Origin of the sequence: Mycolicibacterium neworleansense (assembly GCF_001245615.1) — a bacterium.
Taxonomy (GTDB): domain Bacteria; phylum Actinomycetota; class Actinomycetes; order Mycobacteriales; family Mycobacteriaceae; genus Mycobacterium; species Mycobacterium neworleansense.
Genome location: NZ_CWKH01000003.1, coordinates 1042882 through 1062506 on the forward strand (window position 1 = coordinate 1042882; position 19625 = coordinate 1062506).

A 19625-nucleotide genomic window follows, 5' to 3' on the forward strand; every position below is an offset into this window, starting at 1 on the left:
CAGCAGTCACGACTAGGCCTCCACCTCAGCCGTCATCGCCGTCAACACCTTTCGCAACCGATCGATCAACCGCACGACACTGGCTTCGTCATAGACGTCGGTGCGAAACTCCACAGTCCCTCCAATTCCGGCGGGCTCGCCGCTCTCAGTCCAACGTTCTCCCAACGCAAAGGTCAGATCGGTACGCGCGGTATGAGTTTGGGCAGGTAGCGGGGTCACCTGCACGTTCCCCAGCGTCAGACCACCGGCGGCATCTGCACTGTGCTGCCAGGCCAAGTTCTGCCACGACAGAATCACCTGCACGAGCGGGTGATGGGTCAGACTGCGGGTCGGGTTGAGCCGATCCACCACGACCTCGAACGGCACATCCTGATGCTCGATGGCTTCGAGACCGCGCTGCCGCACCTGGTCCAGCAACTCGCCGATGGTCGGGTCTCCGGCGAAGTCGACACGCAATACCAACGTATTGACGAAGAACCCCACCAGGGAGTCGAGCGCGGGATCATTACGGCCCGCAATCGATATCCCTACCGCCACATCCGAGCTCATGCTGAGCTTCGACAGCAGCAGAGCCAACCCGGCCTGCACCACCATGAAACTGGTCGCGTTCTGCTCGCGAGCCACCCTGGCGATCCGCAGCTGAAGCTCGGCGGGCCAGTCCACCTCCAGGCTGGCACCGCAGTAGTCGGCCACCGGTGGGTACGGCCGATCCGTCGGCAACTCCAACCGCTCGGGCAGCCCCGCCAAAGCCTGTTCCCAGTACGCCAGCTGACCGGAAATGCGACTGTCCGGATCGGCCAGGTCACCTAGGTACTCCCGTTGCCACAGGGTGTAATCCGCATACTGCACCGGCAACGGTAGCCACTCCGGGGCCCCACCCGCAGACCGGGCAGCGTAGGCCGCACCCAGATCTGCCACCAAGGGGGTGACCGACCAACCGTCGGCAGCGATGTGGTGTACCACCGCCACGAGCACATGCTCGCGTTCTGCGACACGGAACAGTGTTGCCTTCAATGGCAATTCGGCCGACAGATCGAATGGATGGCGCGCGACGGCGCCGGCGGCCTCGACCAGCCGGTCCGCCGGCCAGCCGACTGCGTCGACCACCTGCCATTGCATCCGGGCGCTCTCGGCCGGCACCACCGATTGCTGGGGCACCTCACCGGCCAGGGTGAATATGGTGCGCAGGCTCTCGTGGCGGCCCACCACATCCCCCAGTGCCTGCCCGAGCGCAACGGGGTCGAGGTCACCGGTCAGACGCAATCCCACGGCCAGGTTGTAAACCGGTGAGGGACCGTTCAATTGATCGAAGAACCACAACCGCTGCTGGGCATACGACAACGGGATTGTCTGTGGACGCGGCATCACCTGTAGCGGTGGACGTACCGCCTCGTCCTGCTGACGGTCCAGAGTGGCGGCCAGACGGCCGACCGTTGGCGCGTCGAACAGATAGCGCACCGGCACATCCTTGCCCAGCGCCAACTGCAACCGCGCGCTGACCCGGATGGCGATCAACGAATCTCCGCCCAGGGCAAAGAAATCGTCATCGAGACCCACCCGATCGAGCCCAAGCACCTCGGCGAAGACCTCGGCGACGGTCTTCTCCGACGGTGTCTGCGGTGACCGGAAGGTGGCGGCCGCGAATACCGGCTCAGGCAGCGCCCTGCGATCGATCTTGCCCGAGGAGGTCAGGGGGAACTCCTCGAGAACCACAATCTGGGACGGCACCATGTATTCCGGCAGACGAGCGGCCAACCACTGGCGGACCTCGCTCACCTTGCTGTTGGCGTCAGGGTCGTTGACGTAGGCGCTGCGCTTGTGCGACCCGGCCGGAGGCAGATAGAGATCGGTCAGTACCGGAATCTCCTCGTCGCCGGCAGCGATGAAGACCGCGTCGACGGTTCCCGGTTGAGCGCCCCACGTAACGACAACCTGGTATCCGGCGGACTCACCGAGCTGGTACAACCGTTCGGGCGTGACGGTGTTCGCGGGGTTTGCGACGATCTCGGCCTCTGCCAACGCGTCGGCGACCGAATGCCCCTCGGCAAGGGCATGTTCAATGATCACATCGGCGATCACACCCGCACGTGGAATCGCACTGACTCGCACGGCCGGCGGCCGCTGAGCCGTCAACTCGGCGCGCAGTCCGTTCAGGCCCGCGCAATCAGACCAATCCCAGATCGGGGCACCGGCGAGCGAACGGACTCCGGCCGCTGATTTGTGAACAGCGACGTCGTAGCGGTAGCGGGTCAGCTCGTTGTCGGCTTCACCGCGCTTGACCTGGATGCCGATCCCGCCCACCGACGGGTGGCCGGCTGCCCACATGGTGAAGAACTCTGGGGCCAGGAGCAGCTCAGGCTCGCCGATGATGGCGCGTTGTACGCGCTGACGAATCTCGTCGGTATCCGCGTCGGAGCCGCTGCGCGCCAGCGCGATACCGGTCTGGAAGGCGCCCTGCAGACTGTGGTTACGCACGTCGCCGACGAACAACGTTCCGCCTGGGGCCAACAGTTCTACGGCGTGGTCGATGACCTCGGTGAGATACACCGCATTCGGGAAGTACTGGATGACGGAGTTGATGATGATCGTGTCGAAGTATCCGTTCGGCAGCCCGTCGACCACATCCGCCGGCTGTACCCGTAACCGGACCCGGTCTCCCCACGGTTGCCCGGCGACCGCTGATTCCAGGGTCCGGATGGTCGGCGCGGAAAAGTCTGTGCCCCAATACTCCAGGCACTTCGGGGCAACCTGTGAAAGAACAAGACCCGAACCGACGCCGAGCTCGAGTACCCGCTGCGGTCGGAGTGCCAGAATCCGTTCCACAGCACCCGAGCGCCACTCCTCCATCTGGTCGAGTGGAATCGGTTCCGAGGTGTAGCTGCTGTTCCAGCCGCGGAAATCGCTTCCGAAATCCGACACCTCGATGTCGGCGTCATAGAGTTCGTCGTAGACGGTTTGCCACTGATCGACGACCTCAGCATCGTGATCGGCGCTGCTGACACGCTCGAGGGCGACATACGCGACCAGGTGGTCTGCGGCATCGTTGTGATAAACCGCCGCGGCAGCGCGACTGACTTGCGGGCACGCGAGCAAGGTGTTCTCGATCTCGCCCAGCTCGAGGCGCTGCCCACGCAGCTTGACCTGTGCGTCGGCACGGCCGAAATATTCCAGGCTGCCGTTGGAGGTCCAGCGCACCAGGTCGCCGGTACGGTACAGCCGCGTCCCGGGGGCACCAAAGGGGTTGGCCACGAAGCGATCCGCGGTCAGATCCGGTCGGCCCACGTAGCCGCGCGCCAGCACCGGGCCGGCCAGGTACAACTCGCCCACCACCCCAACCGGAGCCGGATTCAGCCGGGCATCCAACACCAACGCAGACGTGCCCGGAACCGGGGCGCCGATCCGCACGGGCTGTCCGGCCGACAGCGCACTCCAGGTGGCCCAGATGGTCACCTCGGTCGGTCCGTAAGCATTGAACATCCGCCGTCCAGGCGCCCACGCAGCCACCAACTCGGCCGGGCACGCCTCCCCACCGGTGACCAACGTCTTCAATTCGGACAGACGGCTACGGTCCAGAGTTGCCACCACGCTCGGGGTGATCAACGCTGCCTCGACGTGCTGGTCCTCGATCACCGCCGTCAGTGCGTCACCCGCGTAGGAATCCGGCGGGGCCACCACCAGCGCGGCCCCCGAGGCCACCGCCCACAACCATTCGAACACCGAGGCATCGAACGTCGGCGCGGCCACCATCAACACTCGTGCACCCGGAGCCACTCCGAACAGATCACGATGAGCCGCGGCAATGCCCAGCACACCGGCATGACTGATCGCCACACCCTTTGGAACACCGGTGGAGCCCGAGGTGAAGATCACGTATGCCGCGTCGTCAATACTCAATGGCGCCAACCGATCCGTGTCGGTGACCGGCTCCGCGGAGCTTGCCGAAAGGTCCAGCGACACGACGTCAATGACCGGGCGTGTTCCGGACCCGGCGACGGAGTCGCTGCCACGGGTCAGAACGCACACCGCCTCGGCGGCATCCAGTACCGTCGCGATCCGCTCCGCCGGGTGAGTTCGGTCCACCGGCACGTAGACCCCACCGGCCTTGAGTACTGCCCACCATGCGACTACCAGTTCCGCGGACCGACCCATCGCTACCCCGACCGCGCGCTCAGGGCCAACCCCGGCCTCTATCAACACCCGAGCCAACCGGTTCGAAGCCTCGTCCAATTCGCGGTATGACAGCTGACGGGGCCCGTCGACGACGGCGACGGCATCCGGATCGGCCTCGACCGTCCGGGCCAACAACTCGGGGGCGAGACCCACCGGAGCATCGACTCCCGTGCCAGACCATTGGTACGACACCAGATCCCGTTCATCGCCATCGAGCAGCGCCACCTCACCCACGACTGCCGAGGGGTCGACGACCACAGCCTCGAGTACCCGGCCGAACCAGCCGACCAGCCGCTCGATGCTGGAGCGGTCGAACAGATCCGTGGCATAGGTCACCGTCCCGGCAGCACCCTCGCCGGGCACGTCCCTGAGATCAATGTCCAAATCCCATTTGGCGGTGTGGGTATCGGCCACCAGCGCCTCAACATCGGCGCCCTCCAGCGCTACCTCTGGACGTACGTTGTTCTGGAAGACCATCGCGATCTGGAACAGCGGATGGTGCGAGGTGGAACGCGTCGGGTTGATCCGCTCCACGAGGCGCTCGAACGGGACGTCCTGATTGCTGTAGGCGTCCAGCGCCTTCTGCCGGACCTGCGCCACCACATCGCTGAACCGCAGACCCGACCCGACACTCACTCGCAGCACCCACGTGTTGACGAAGAAGCCGACCAGTTCATCGAGCGCCGCGTCAGTCCGCCCGGCGATCGGAGTGCCCAGTGCGACGTCCTCACCGACACCGGCCCGGTGCAGCACTACTGCCATAGCGGCCTGCAGCACCATCGACACCGTGGCGTTGTGTGCCGCGGCCACCGCTTTGACCCCAGACCACAACTCCGGATCGATATGTATCGGAACGCCATCACCTTGGTAACTGGGCACCGGCGGCCGCGGCCGATCGGCAGGCAGCGACACCACCTCGGGAAGATCAGCCAGCTCCTGACGCCAATACGAAATCTGGGCCGCGATCACACTGTCGGGATCAGACTCTGAGCCCAGCCAATCCTGCTGCCACAACGTGTAATCGGCGTACTGCACCGGCAACGGGGCCCACTCGGGAGCCTGACCGGCGCACCGACTGGCATATGCAACACCGACGTCACGCACCATCGGCGCCATCGACCAGCCGTCAAAGACGATGTGGTGCAACACCATTGCCAGTACGTACCGGTTGGGTCCCACCTCATAGATCTGTGCCCGCACCGGAATCTCGGTCGACAGATCGAACCGATATTGGGCCAGAGCGATCAACTCGCCGGTTACTTCGGCTTCCTCAAGCGACAGTAACGCCGGGCCTCCGCGCCGCCACAACCCCGGTTCCGCGGGCAGCACCTTCTGGTATGCCTCACCGTCGATGTCAGGGAAGACGGTCCGCAGCGACTCATGCCGCGCGATCACATCATCTAGAGCCTTGTCCAACGCTTCGACGTTGAGCTCACCATTGATCCGGAAGGCAGTCGGCATGTTGTATGTGGCGACCCCGCCCTCGAAACGGTTGAGGAACCACAACCTGCTCTGGGCGTAGGACAACGGGACCACCGCGGGGCGGTCGCCCGCCACCAGAGGCTTACGCGGACTGGAGCTCTCGCCGATGCGCGGTGCGAGCTGGGCGACAGTGGGAGCGTCGAACAAGGTACGCACGGCAAGCCCGGAATCCAAGCTGGTGTTGATCGCGGCGATTACGCGCATGGCCAGCAGCGAGTCACCACCCAGGTCGAAGAACGAGTCATCTACCCCGACCCGCTCCAAGCCCAGAACCTGCGCATAGATACCGGCCAGGATCTCCTCGCTGGGGCTTGACGGGGCCCGGTAGACGGCGGCGTCCTGGTATTCCGGTGCAGGCAGGGCCCGTGTGTCCAACTTGCCGCTGACGGTCAGCGGCAATGCCTCGAGCGTCACCACGGCCGCGGGGATCATGTAGTTCGGTAGCCGCTGGGCCAATTCCACACGCACCTGCACCGGATCGGCGGTGCCGGTGATGTAGGCAACCAGGCGCTTGTCGCCCGCGCGGTCCTCACGGGCGATCACCACGGTCTGGTCGACTCCGGCCATTTCAGACAGTGCCGCTCGTACTTCACCGAGTTCGATGCGGTACCCACGGATCTTGACCTGGTCATCCGCACGACCCAGGTACCGCAGCTGCCCGTCCCGTGACCACGACACCAGATCACCGGTTCGATACATGCGAGTTCCGGACCCACCGAACGGGCAGGCGACGAACCGCGAACCGGTCAAAGCCGGTCGGCGCGCGTACCCGCATGCGACGCCTCGGCCGGCGACATACAACTCACCCACCACACCCGGAGGCACCGGGCGCAACCGGTCGTCCAGCACGAACAACGCCGCGGTCGGCACCGGAGCACCAATTGGCACCGCACTGGGCCCGTCGTCTCCAGCCGCTGTCAAGGGCGCACTCATCGACGCGTAGATCGTCGCCTCGGTCGGACCGTAGGCATTGATCACCACCCGGCCCGGCGCCCACCGATCCACCACCTCGATTGGGCAATCCTCGCCACCGAGTAGCAATGCCACCCCATCCAGCCCCTGGGGCGACAGTGCCGCCACCGCCGACGGGGTCTGCGTCAGCACGTTGACCCCTTCGGCCACCAACAGGGCATGGAAATCAGGAGGCGACACCGTCACCGCTTCGGGTACCACCACCAACCGGCCGCCCGGCAGCAATGCGGCCCAGATCTCCCAGACCGAGAAGTCGAACGCATACGAGTGACACTGCGTCCACACCTGCTCCGTCGGAAGCGATACGGGCATGGACGCGGCGACGTGCGCCAGGTTGCGGTGGGTGACCGCAACCCCCTTCGGAGTGCCGGTGGTCCCCGAGGTGTAGATGAGATATGCAATGTCGTCGGGCGCCGGCGGCGGCAGCGGCGTCGCCGGGTGCGCCGCGATGCGGGGGTCGTCGATGTCAAGGACCGGTGCAGCACACCCGCGCAGTCGCTCTGCAAACCCGGCGGAAGTGAGCACAACCACCGGCGCCGCATCGGCTGTCATGAACTGAATCCGCTCATCGGGTACCGCCGGGTCGATCGCGAGGTAGGCCGCCCCGGCTTTGAGCACAGCCAGCATCGCGATGACCGCATGCGGTGAACGTTCCAGCGCCAGTGCCACCACGTCGCCGGGACCCGCACCCTCGTCAACCAACGCGTGCGCCAACCGATTCGACAGGTCGTCGAGTTGCCGGTAGGTCAACGAGCACCTCTCAGAGGTGACCGCGATCGATTCCGGAGTACGAGCAACCTGCTGGGAGAACAGCATCGGAATCGAGATCTCCGGTTCCGGTAGGCCAAGGACACCCCGATTGCCGATCTCGTCCAGTCGGCGATGCTCGCTCTCATCGAGCACGTCCACCGTCGACAATCGCCGAGTGGTGTCGATGGTCATCGCCACCAGGACGCGCCGCAGTCGCTCGGTCAGGGTTCGGATGCTGTCGGCGTCGAACACGTCGGTGCGGAACTCCACCGCTCCCGAGATGCCGGCCGGCGCGCCATCCGGAGTCCATTGCTCAGACAGAGAGAATGCCAAATCCATACGCGCGGTGTTTGTTTCCGCCGACAGGGGCGTGATCCGAACATCGCCCAACGCCAGATCCGCCGCAGGGTCGCCGGCGAAATTCTGCCACGCGAGCAGGACTTGGATCAGCGGGTGGTGGGTCAGACTGCGAGTGGGGTTGAGGCGGTCGACCAGCACCTCGAACGGCACGTCCTGGTGTTCGTAGGCACCCAGGGCCCGCTGGCGCACCTGCTCGAACAACTCCGCGATCGTTGGGTCCCCTGCCAGATCCACCCTCAACACCAATGTGTTGACGAAGAACCCGACCAACTCATTCACGGCGGACTCGCCACGTCCCGCGATCGGGAACCCCACCGCGACATCAGAGCTGGCACTGTGCTTCGACAGCAGCGTGGCCAACGCAGCCTGCACCACCATGAAACCGGTCACGTTGTGCTCACGAGCCACCCGGGCAATCTGCTGCTGCAACTCCGGCGGCCACTCCACTGCCACACTGGAACCCCGGTAATCGGCCACCGGCGGATACGGCCGATCCGTCGGCAACTCCAACCGCTCAGGCAGACCGGCCAACGCGCGCTCCCAGTACGCTACCTGCTCGGCGATCACACTGTCGGGATCTGATTCGTCTCCCAGCCAATCCTGTTGCCACAATGTGTAATCGGCGTACTGGACCGGCAACGGCCCCCACTCCGGGGCTTGTCCGACACAGCGGCTCGCATAGGCCTTGCCCAGATCCGCGACAAACGGGGTGACCGACCAGCCATCGGCAGCGATGTGGTGCACCACCGCCACCAACACATGTTCATCCTCGGCGACACGGAAAAGTGTTGCTCGTAAAGGAATCTCAGTGGACAGATCGAATCTGTGGCAGACCGCCTCACCGACCGCTTTTTCCAACCGATCGGCCGACCACTCACCGGCATCGATGACCTGCCATCCGAAATCGGCCCGCTCGGCCGGCACGACCACCTGCCGAGGCACACCGTCGACCGCAACGAACAACGTCCGCAGGCTCTCTTGCCGGGCGATGACGTCAGCCAGGGCTGCGCCCAGCGCACCAGCATCCAGACCTCCGGTCAACCGCAGCGCGACCGGCATGTTGTAGATCGGTGACGGCCCCTGCAGCTGATCGAGGAACCACATGCGGTTCTGTGCGTACGACAGCGGCACCACCGCGGGACGCTCGCCCGCGATCAGCGGCGCACGCCTGTCGGATCCCTCGCCGAGACGCGGAGCCAGCTGCGCGACTGTCGGTGCGTCAAACAAGGTACGGACGCCGAGATCGGTATCCAGGGCGGTGTTGACCGCGGCGATCAGGCGCATCGCTGACAGAGAGTCGCCGCCGAGGTCGAAGAAGGAGTCATCGACCCCGACCCGGGGCAGGCTCAGCACCTGGGCGTAGATGCCGGCCAGGATTTCCTCGGTCGCCGTACTCGGAGCCCGGTACCGATCGGTGCCGGCATACTCCGGTGCCGGCAAAGCGCGCTTGTCGAGCTTGCCGTTGACCGTCAACGGCAACACCTCAAGGGCCACGATCGCCGCGGGCACCATGTAAGCCGGCAACCGCTGTGAAAGCTGCGCCCGAACCTTGACCGGATCAACCGTGCCGGTGATGTAACCGACCAAACGCTTATCGCCGGGCTGATCCTCACGGGCGATCACCACCGCCTGCTGCACACCCTCCACATCAGCCAACGCCGACTGGATCTCACCCAACTCAATGCGATAGCCACGGATCTTGACCTGATCATCAGCCCGCCCGGCATACCGCAACTGCCCATCGGGACCCCACGACACCAAATCCCCAGTCCGATACATCCGGGCACCCGCCGCCCCAAACGGGCACGGCACAAACCGAGAAGCCGTCAACCCCGCCCGGTTCACATACCCCACACCGACACCACGGCCGGCCACATACAACTCACCCACCACACCCGCAGGAACCGGACGCAACCACCGATCCAAAACAAACAACCCCGCACCCGGCACCGGCACACCAATCGGCACCACACCCGACCCAGCGCTCATAGGCTTGCTGATCGTGGCATACACCGTCGTCTCCGTCGGGCCGTAACCATTGATCATCACCCGACCCGGCGCCCACCGATCCACCACATCCGGCGGACACGCCTCAGCCGCGACCATCAACGCCGACACCGACCCCAACCGGTCCGGATCCAAAACACCCACCGCCGAAGGGGTTTGACTCAACACCGTCACACCCTCAGCAACCACCAACTCCTGCAAATCCTGCGGCGAGCGCGTCACCGCCTCGGGCACCACCACCAGGCGCCCACCATGCAGCAGCGCACCCCAGATCTCCCACACCGAATAATCGAACGCCAACGACGAACACGCCGCCCACACCTGCGCCGGCCCCAACTCGAAACCGACATCCATACCGTCAAACAACCGCGTCACGTTCTGATGCGTAACCGCAACACCTTTCGGCACACCCGTCGTACCCGACGTATAAATAATGTGCGCCACATCATCGGCAGCAGGCACCGCCAACACACCACACGACGCCGCATCGATACAGGGATCAGCCACATCCAACACCGGCACACCGCAACTGCCGACCCGCTCAGCCAACTCAGCCGTAGTCACCACCACCACCGGCCCGGCATCACCAAGCATGAACTGCACCCGCGCATCCGGCACCACCGGATCCATCGGCAGATACGCCGCACCCGACTTCAACACACCCAAAATCGCAACAACCGCATCAGCCGACCGGCCCATCAACAAACCCACACACGCACCCGGACGAGCACCCAACCCAACCAGCACATGCGCCAACCGATTCGACGCCTCATCAAGCTCGCGATAGGTCAACGACCGACCCTCAAAAGTCACCGCCACCGCATCAGGAGCACACCCCACCTGAGCCGCAAACAACACCGGAATCGACGACTCCACCACCGAGCACGTCAACACCGCCCGATGACCCACCTCATCCAGCCGCGCACAATCAGCAGCATCAAGCAACCCCACCGACGACAACCGCTGACCCGCATCAGCCGTCATCGCCACCAAGACTCGCTGCAACCGCTCGATCAACGTCTCGATGGTTGCCGGGTCGAACACGTCGGTACGGAACTCGACTGATCCGTCGATACCCGCCGGTGATCCCGCGTCGTTGAAACGTTCGGCCAGGGAGAACACCAGATCCATACGGGCGGTCTCGGTTTCGGCCTCCAGCCGCGTGACGCCAACATCACCCAACGTCAGCGCGGCGGCGGGATCGCTGTGCTGCCATGGCAGGTTCTGCCAGGTCAGCATCACCTGTACCAGCGGATGATGGGTGAGGCTGCGGGTCGGGTTGAGCCGATCCACCAGAACCTCGAACGGCACATCCTGATGCTCGAAGGCCGCCAAACTACGCTGCCGCACCTGGCCGAGCAGATCGGCCACCGTCGGGTCACCGGTCAGGTCCACTCGGAGCACCAACGTGTTGACGAAGAAACCCACCAGCTCGTCCAGTGCGGGTTCACCGCGGCCGGCAGACGCGATGCCCACGGCCACTTCGGTGCTCGCGCTCAGCTGTGCCATGAGTGCAGCCAGCGCTGCCTGGACCACCATGAAACTCGTCGCACCGTGTTCGCGGGCCATCCGGGCGATCTGTTGCTGCAATTCAGCCGGCCAATCCACCGTCACACTGGAGCCCTGGTAGTCGGCCACCGGCGGGTACGGCCGATCCGTCGGCAGCTCCAAGCGATCGGGCAGATCGGCCAGCTCGCCCTCCCAGTAATTCAGCTGACCTGCGATCACGCTGTCGGGGTCAGATACGGACCCCAACCACTCCTGCTGCCACAACGTGTAATCGGCGTACTGCACCGGCAGCGGCGCCCAATCCGGCGCCTGCCCCGCACACCGGCTGGCGTACGCCGTCGCCAGATCGACCACCAGCGGTGTCACCGACCAGCCGTCGGCGGCGATGTGGTGCACGACCGCCGCGAGCACGTGCTCGTCCTCGCTTATCCGGAAAAGTGTTGCCTTGATCGGGATCTCATGCGTGAGGTCGAAACCGTGACGCGCCGTCGCGCCGATCTCCTCATCGAGCCGGCCGGCGGGCCATCCGCCGGCGTCAACGATTCGCCATCCCAGATGGGCGTGCTCCGGGTCGAGAACCACCTGCTGAGGTACCCCGTCGACCGAAGTGAAGACGGTGCGGAGGCTCTCCTGCCTGCCCACCACGTCCGCCAGCGCGGCACCTAACGCATCTTCATCCAGGCGCCCAGTGAGCCGCAACGCCACGGCCATGTTGTAGATCGGCGACGGCCCTTGCAATTGCTCCAAGAACCACAACCGTTGCTGGGCATACGACAACGGGACCGTCGCCGGGCGATGCCGCGCGGTCAGCGGCGGCCGGGCCACGCCGTCCTGGTGCCGATCGAGGTAGTCGGCGAGCCCACCGACCGTGGGCGCGTCGAACAGGTAGCGGACCGGCACATCTCGGCCGAGAGCGGACTGCAGACGCGCGCAGACCCGGATGGCGATCAGCGAATCACCGCCCAGGACGAAGAAATCGTCGTCGAGTCCCGCCCTACCAAGAGCGAGGACCTCGGTGAACACCTCCGCGACGATCTTTTCCGTGTCGGTCTGAGGAGCCCGGAATGAGGTGGCGACAAACGTGGGCTCAGGCAGGGCCTTGCGATCGATCTTGCCCGAGGAAGTCAATGGGAACTCGTCGAGCACCACGATCTGGGACGGCACCATGTACTCGGGCAACCGCTCGGCCAGCCACTGCCGGACCGCGGTGACCTTCGAGTTGGTGTGCGGGTCGTTGGCATAGCCGCCGTGCTGACGGGAGTCCGCGACGGGCTGGTAGAGGTCGGTGAGCGCTGGTAGCGCCTCGCCGTCGGTGGCGGCGATGAAGACGGCATCGAGTGTGCCGGGTTGCGCACCCCAGGTGACTGCGACGTGGTAGCCGGCCGCCTCACCGAGCCGGTACACCAGTTCGGGCGTGACGACGTCCTCGGCTGCGGAATCGGCGTGCACGAGCGCCTCCACGATGGGAAGCCCGGCGCCCAAAGCTTGTTCGGTCACCACATCGGCGATCACCCCGGCACGGGGGATGCCACTGACCCGCACGGTGGACGGCTGCTGAGCCGTCAACTCGGCGTGCAGGCCACTGAGGCCCGCACAATCCGTCCACGCCCAGTTCGTGGCACTGGCGAGTGAGCACACCTGAGTAGGCGACTTGTGGACGATCACGTCGTAGCGGTATCGGCTCAGCTCGTTGTCAGCCTCACCACGCTTGACCTGAATGCCGATGCCGCCCACCGACGGGTGGTCGGCCGCCCAGGTGGTGAAAAACTCTGGGGCAAGCAGCAACTCGTGCTCGCCGAGCATTGCCCGTTGTACACGTTGCCGGATCTCGTCAGTATCGGCACCGTTCCGGCTGCGTGCCAAGGCGATACCGGTCTGGAAGGCCCCCTGCAGGGTGTGGTTGCGCACATCCCCGACGAACAACGTACCGCCCGGGGCCAGCAGATCCACGGCCTTGTCGATGACCTCGGCCAAATAGCCGGCACTCGGGAAGTACTGGACCACCGAGTTGATCACCACCATGTCGAACTGGTTTTGGGGCAGCCCGTCGGTGATGTGCGCCGGTCGGGTCAGCAGATGAACCCGATCTCCCCAAGGTTGGCCGGCCACTGCCGCCTGAAGCTTCTGGATGGTCGGTGCGGAAAAGTCTGTGCCCCAATACTCCACGCATTTCGGAGCGAGCTGGGACAGCAGCAGACCTGATCCGACGCCGAGCTCGAGCACCCGCTGCGGCCGCAGCGACAGGATCCGATCCACGGTGGCCGAGCGCCACTCCTCCATCTCGTGCAGGGGAATCGGCTCGTCCGTGTAGCTGCTGTTCCAGCCACGGAAATCGTTGCCGAACTCGACCACATCCAGGTCCGCGTCATACAGCTCGTCGTAAATGCCTTGCCATTGGTCGACGACGTCCGCGTCGTAGTCGGCCGTACTGGTCTGCTCGAGAGCGATGTAGCCAACCAGATGGTCCACACCGGTGCTGCCCCGACGCAGAGCCGCGGCAGCCCGCGTGACCTGCGGGCAGGTGAGCAGGGTGTTTTCGATCTCGCCCAGTTCCAGGCGCTGCCCACGCAGCTTGATCTGGGCATCGGCGCGTCCCAGGTATTCCAGGCTGCCATTCTGGGTCCACCGCACCAGGTCACCGGTGCGATAGAGGCGGGTTCCGGGACCACCAAAGGGGTTGGCCACGAAGCGATCCGCGGTCAGGTCGGGCCGGCCGACATACCCTCGAGCCACCGTGGGGCCGGCGAGGTACAGCTCACCCACGACACCCACCGGAGCCGGCTTCAGCCGCGCGTCGAGCACGAACGCGCAGGTGCCTGGAACCGGCGCGCCGATCCGCACTGGCTCCCCGGCCGCCAGCGCACTCCAGGTCGACCAGATGGTCACCTCGGTCGGTCCGTAGGCATTGAACATCCGGCGCGGTGTCTTATTTCCCTCCTCGCGTGCGGATGCAACCCACGCGGTGACCAACTCGGCCGGGCACGCCTCACCACCGGTGACCAAGGTGTCCAGCCCGTCGATCTGAGCCGGGTCCAGCGTCGCCAACACGGTGGGGGTGATCAGCGCCGCATCAACTCGTGGACCGGCCAGAACCTCGGCCAGTGCATCGCCGGCGTACGAATCGGGAGGTGCCACCACCAACGCCGCCCTCGAAGCCGTCGCCCACAACCACTCGAAGACCGAGGCATCGAACGTCGGCGCAGCGACCATCAACACCCTGGATCGCGGCCCCACTCCGAGTAGATCGTGGTGCGCGGCTGCCACACCGAGCACGCCGGCGTGGCTGATCGCCACGCCTTTCGGGGTTCCGGTGGAACCTGACGTGAAGATCACGTACGCCGCGTCGTCAATACTCAACGGCGCCAGTCGATCCGAATCCGTGACGGGATCCGCGCTGTACTCGGAGAGATCGACAACATCGAGCGGAACGACGAGGCGGCCGCCAGTCCCCTCGATCAGACCGGAGCCGCAGGTCAGTACGCAAACCGCCTCAGCGGTGTCCAGCACCGTGGAGATGCGTTCGGCCGGATGAGTCCGATCCACCGGCACGTACACCCCACCGGCCTTGAGCACCGCCCACCACGCGGTCACCAACTCGGCGGACCGGCTGATCGCCACACCCACGGCACGCTCGGGGCCCACACCCGCTTCGATCAATGCCCGAGCCAGCCGGCTGGAGACCGCATCGAGCTCCCGGTAGGTCAGCTCGCGCGCCCCGTCCACCACCGCGATGGCGTCCGGGTCAGCGGCAACTGCCGCAGCCAGCAACTCCGGCGCCAAGCCCATCGGGGCATTTGCCTCGGCACCAGACCACCGGCACAGCACCAGATCCCGCTCATCACGATCCAGCAGGCCCACCTCGCCGACCACCACCGACGAGTCAGCCACCACAGCCTCGATCACCCGGCCGAACCAACCCACCAACCGCTCGACGCTTGATCGGTCGTACAGGTCCGTGGCGTAGGCGACTGTGCCTGCCGCCATCAGCGCACCCCGGTCTCCGGCCGGCGCTGCCTTCAGATCGAACAGCGCACTCGCGTCACCACTGGGCATTTCCCGCAGGTCGAATTCGAGATCGAACCGGGCGGTGCGGATGTCGGCAGCGTCCGGCTCGACATCGAGGTCGTCGAGCTGGATCTCGGGGCGCACATTGTTCTGGAAGGCCAACGCCACCTGGAACAGTGGATGGTGTGACGTGGACCGTGTCGGGTTCAGCCTCTCCACCAAGAGTTCGAACGGCACATCCTGGTTGGCATAGGCATCGAGTGCCTTCTGCCGCACCCGGTCCAACACCTCGCTGAACCGAAGCGCAGGGTCAACACCCACCCGTAGCACCCAGGTGTTGACGAAGAAGCCGACCAGTTCGTCAAGGGCCTGATCCATGCGCCCGGCGATGGGCGTCCCCAGCGCGATGTCCTCTCCGACCCCGGCCCGGTGCAGCGCCACGGCCATCGCCGCCTGCAACACCATCGACACCGTTGCGTTGTGTGCCGCGGCCAGGGCCTTGATTCCTGCCCAGGATTCGGGATCGATGCGCAGATCAACCGAATCGCCGCGGTAGCTCGGTGTCGGCGGGCGGGGCCGGTCCGTGGGTAGCGACACCACCTCGGGAAGGTCCGCCAATTCCCGCCGCCAGTACGTCAACTGGCTGGCGAGGACACTGTCGGGATCAGACTCGGATCCCAGCCAATCCTGTTGCCACAATGTGTAATCGGCGTACTGAACGGGCAGCGGCGACCAGTCTGGAGCGCGGCCGAGGGTGCGCGCCCGATACGCCTCGCCCACATCCCGGGCCATAGGTGCCATCGACCAGCCGTCGAAGGCGATGTGGTGCAAGACGATTCCGAGGACGTACTGTTCGGGTCCCACGGCATAGATCTGGGCCCGGATGGGGATCTCGGTCGCCAGATCAAACGTGTAGCCCGCCAGCGAGATCAGTTCCGGTACCAGATCGTCTTCTGCGACCTGCACCAAAGCCGGGCCGCCGCGCCGCCACAACCCCGGCCGCGCGGGAAGTACCTTCTGCGAGGGCACACCGTCGATGTCGGGGAACACGGTGCGCAGCGCTTCGTGCCGGGTGATGACATCGTCGAGAGCTGCATCGAGGGCACCCAGGTCCAATGCGCCGTTGATCCGGAACGCGATCGGCATGTTGTACGTCGCCGCTCCGTCCTCGAACCGGTTGAGGAACCACATCCGGTTCTGCGCGTAGGACAACGGAATGAGAGGAGGTCGTTCGCCCGCCACCAACGGCGCACGCCTGTCGGATCCCTCGCCGAGACGCGGAGCCAGCTGCGCGACTGTCGGTGCGTCGAACAGTGTGCGCACCGACAGTCCGGCATCCAAGGTCGTGTTGACCGCGGCGACAACCCGCATCGCGAGGATGCTGTCGCCGCCGAGGTCGAAGAAGGAGTCATCGACCCCGACCCGGGGCAGGCTCAGCACCTGGGCGTAGATGCCGGCCAGGATTTCCTCGGTCGCCGTACTCGGAGCCCGGTACCGATCGGTGCCGGCATACTCCGGTGCCGGCAAAGCGCGCTTGTCGAGCTTGCCGTTGACCGTCAACGGCAACACCTCAAGGGCCACGATCGCCGCGGGCACCATGTAAGCCGGCAACCGCTGTGAAAGCTGCGCCCGAACCTTGACCGGATCAACCGTGCCGGTGATGTAACCGACCAAACGCTTATCGCCGGGCTGATCCTCACGGGCGATCACCACCGCCTGCTGCACACCCTCCACATCAGCCAACGCCGACTGGATCTCACCCAACTCAATGCGATAGCCACGGATCTTGACCTGATCATCAGCCCGCCCGGCATACCGCAACTGCCCATCGGGACCCCACGACACCAAATCCCCAGTCCGATACATCCGGGCACCCGCCGCCCCAAACGGGCACGGCACAAACCGAGAAGCCGTCAACCCCGCCCGGTTCACATACCCCACACCGACACCACGGCCGGCCACATACAACTCACCCACCACACCCGCAGGAACCGGACGCAACCACCGATCCAAAACAAACAACCCCGCACCCGGCACCGGCACACCAATCGGCACCACACCCGACCCAGCGCTCATAGGCTTGCTGATCGTGGCATACACCGTCGTCTCCGTCGGGCCGTAACCATTGATCATCACCCGACCCGGCGCCCACCGATCCACCACATCCGGCGGACACGCCTCAGCCGCGACCATCAACGCCGACACCGACCCCAACCGGTCCGGATCCAAAACACCCACCGCCGAAGGGGTTTGACTCAACACCGTCACACCCTCAGCAACCACCAACTCCTGCAAATCCTGCGGCGAGCGCGTCACCGCCTCGGGCACCACCACCAGGCGCCCACCATGCAGCAGCGCACCCCAGATCTCCCACACCGAATAATCGAACGCCAACGACGAACACGCCGCCCACACCTGCGCCGGCCCCAACTCGAAACCGACATCCATACCGTCAAACAACCGCGTCACGTTCTGATGCGTAACCGCAACACCTTTCGGCACACCCGTCGTACCCGACGTATAAATAATGTGCGCCACATCATCGGCAGCAGGCACCGCCAACACACCACACGACGCCGCATCGATACAGGGATCAGCCACATCCAACACCGGCACACCGCAACTGCCGACCCGCTCAGCCAACTCAGCCGTAGTCACCACCACCACCGGCCCGGCATCACCAAGCATGAACTGCACCCGCGCATCCGGCACCACCGGATCCATCGGCAGATACGCCGCACCCGACTTCAACACACCCAAAATCGCAACAACCGCATCAGCCGACCGGCCCATCAACAAACCCACACACGCACCCGGACGAGCACCCAACCCAACCAGCACATGCGCCAACCGATTCGACGCCTCATCAAGCTCGCGATAGGTCAACGACCGACCCTCAAAAGTCACCGCCACCGCATCAGGAGCACACCCCACCTGAGCCGCAAACAACACCGGAATCGACGACTCCACCACCGAGCACGTCAACACCGCCCGATGACCCACCTCATCCAGCCGCGCACAATCAGCAGCATCAAGCAACCCCACCGACGACAACCGCTGACCCGCATCAGCCGTCATCGCCACCAAGACTCGCTGCAACCGCTGCGCCAGATCCTCGACACCGAAACTGGAGAATGGTTGGCCCGTGCCCATCGTGCTGAGAAGCAGTTCATCTCCGGCACTGGAGAAGACGAGGCCAAAGCCTCCCACAACGCCGGCGTTGGTCAACGACGCCGTGGCCTTCGCGCCGCCGAAATCCAGGGTGAAGCTAGACGGCAGGAAATTGAGGCTCACCCGATTCGCCATCTGGCCCGCCGCTCGCGGGTTGACCTTGCGCTCCAGCGAGAGGACCGGGAACCGCTGATGCTTGAGGGCTTCCTGTATCCGGCGCTCGACATCGTCGATGAATTCGGCGATCGATGACGAGGGCGAAACCTTCAACACGAGCGGCACCACCCCGGCCACCATGCCGGGCAGCGTCCGCGACTCGGGGCTTACGCGACGGCTGACCGGGAAGTCGAGCACCACGTCTTCACCCTCAGCACACCACCCGTGCACGAGCAACGCACATGCCGCGGTGATCACCGATGAACGAGGTACATTCTTCGACCGGGCCAGCAAGTCGACTCGGCGGAGTACTTCCGAGTCCAATTGAACTGGGGCAGAAGGCCAATGCATCTCCTGCGTATCGACGGATTCCGTCGGCCAAGAGTCCGGGCCGACTTCCGGCGGGAGGTTCCTGTTCCAATACTCTTCGTCGTCGAGGTACTCGTCGGACGCTTCGTACTTCGACTCGTTGTCGATCAAATCCGCCAGCGATCCGAAGATCGCCGGGGGCACGGGCCCGCCAGATGAGACCGCCGAATACACCGATGCCAGCCGCGAACCGACCAGTGCAATGCCGGTCCCGTCGAGCACGATGTGGTGACACCCGGCAATCAGGAAGTGCTCATCGTCCCGCGTCTGGAACAGTGCGAACCTGAACAGCGGACCGGTGAAGGACATCGGCGTGCGCTGGATCGACGCTGCCATGTCGCGGGCTTCCTGCACAGGGTCGGATGCGCTACGCAGGTCGAAGAAGGCCACGTCCACTTCGGGGTAGTCGACCGCCTTCTGGAAGACCTGTCCGTCCACCTCGAAGAAGGTGGCCCTGACCGGTTCGGCCTCTCGCACCACCCGGCGGATCGTCCATTCAAGGGCGTCACGGTCGAGTGTGCCCGCGATTCTCACGAATAGACCGAGTAACCACTCTGTGCCGGATCCAGCCACGTCGTGCGCGAGCCAGATATCGAGCTGCGCGCGTGTTACCGGCAGCGACTGTTCATCAAGCTGCATCGGACTCTCCCACTGCAGTTTTTCGCCCCCCGAGC

At 65.0% G+C, this 19625-nt stretch carries 1 protein-coding gene; it reads right to left on the reverse strand.

Annotated elements, in window-relative coordinates; all coding sequences use genetic code 11:
• Window positions 1-12: 12 nt before the first annotated feature.
• Window positions 13-19590, reverse strand: coding sequence for a non-ribosomal peptide synthetase (locus BN2156_RS29595; protein ID WP_110811045.1), 19578 nt, complete (start codon window positions 19588-19590; stop codon window positions 13-15).
• Window positions 19591-19625: the final 35 nt, after the last annotated feature.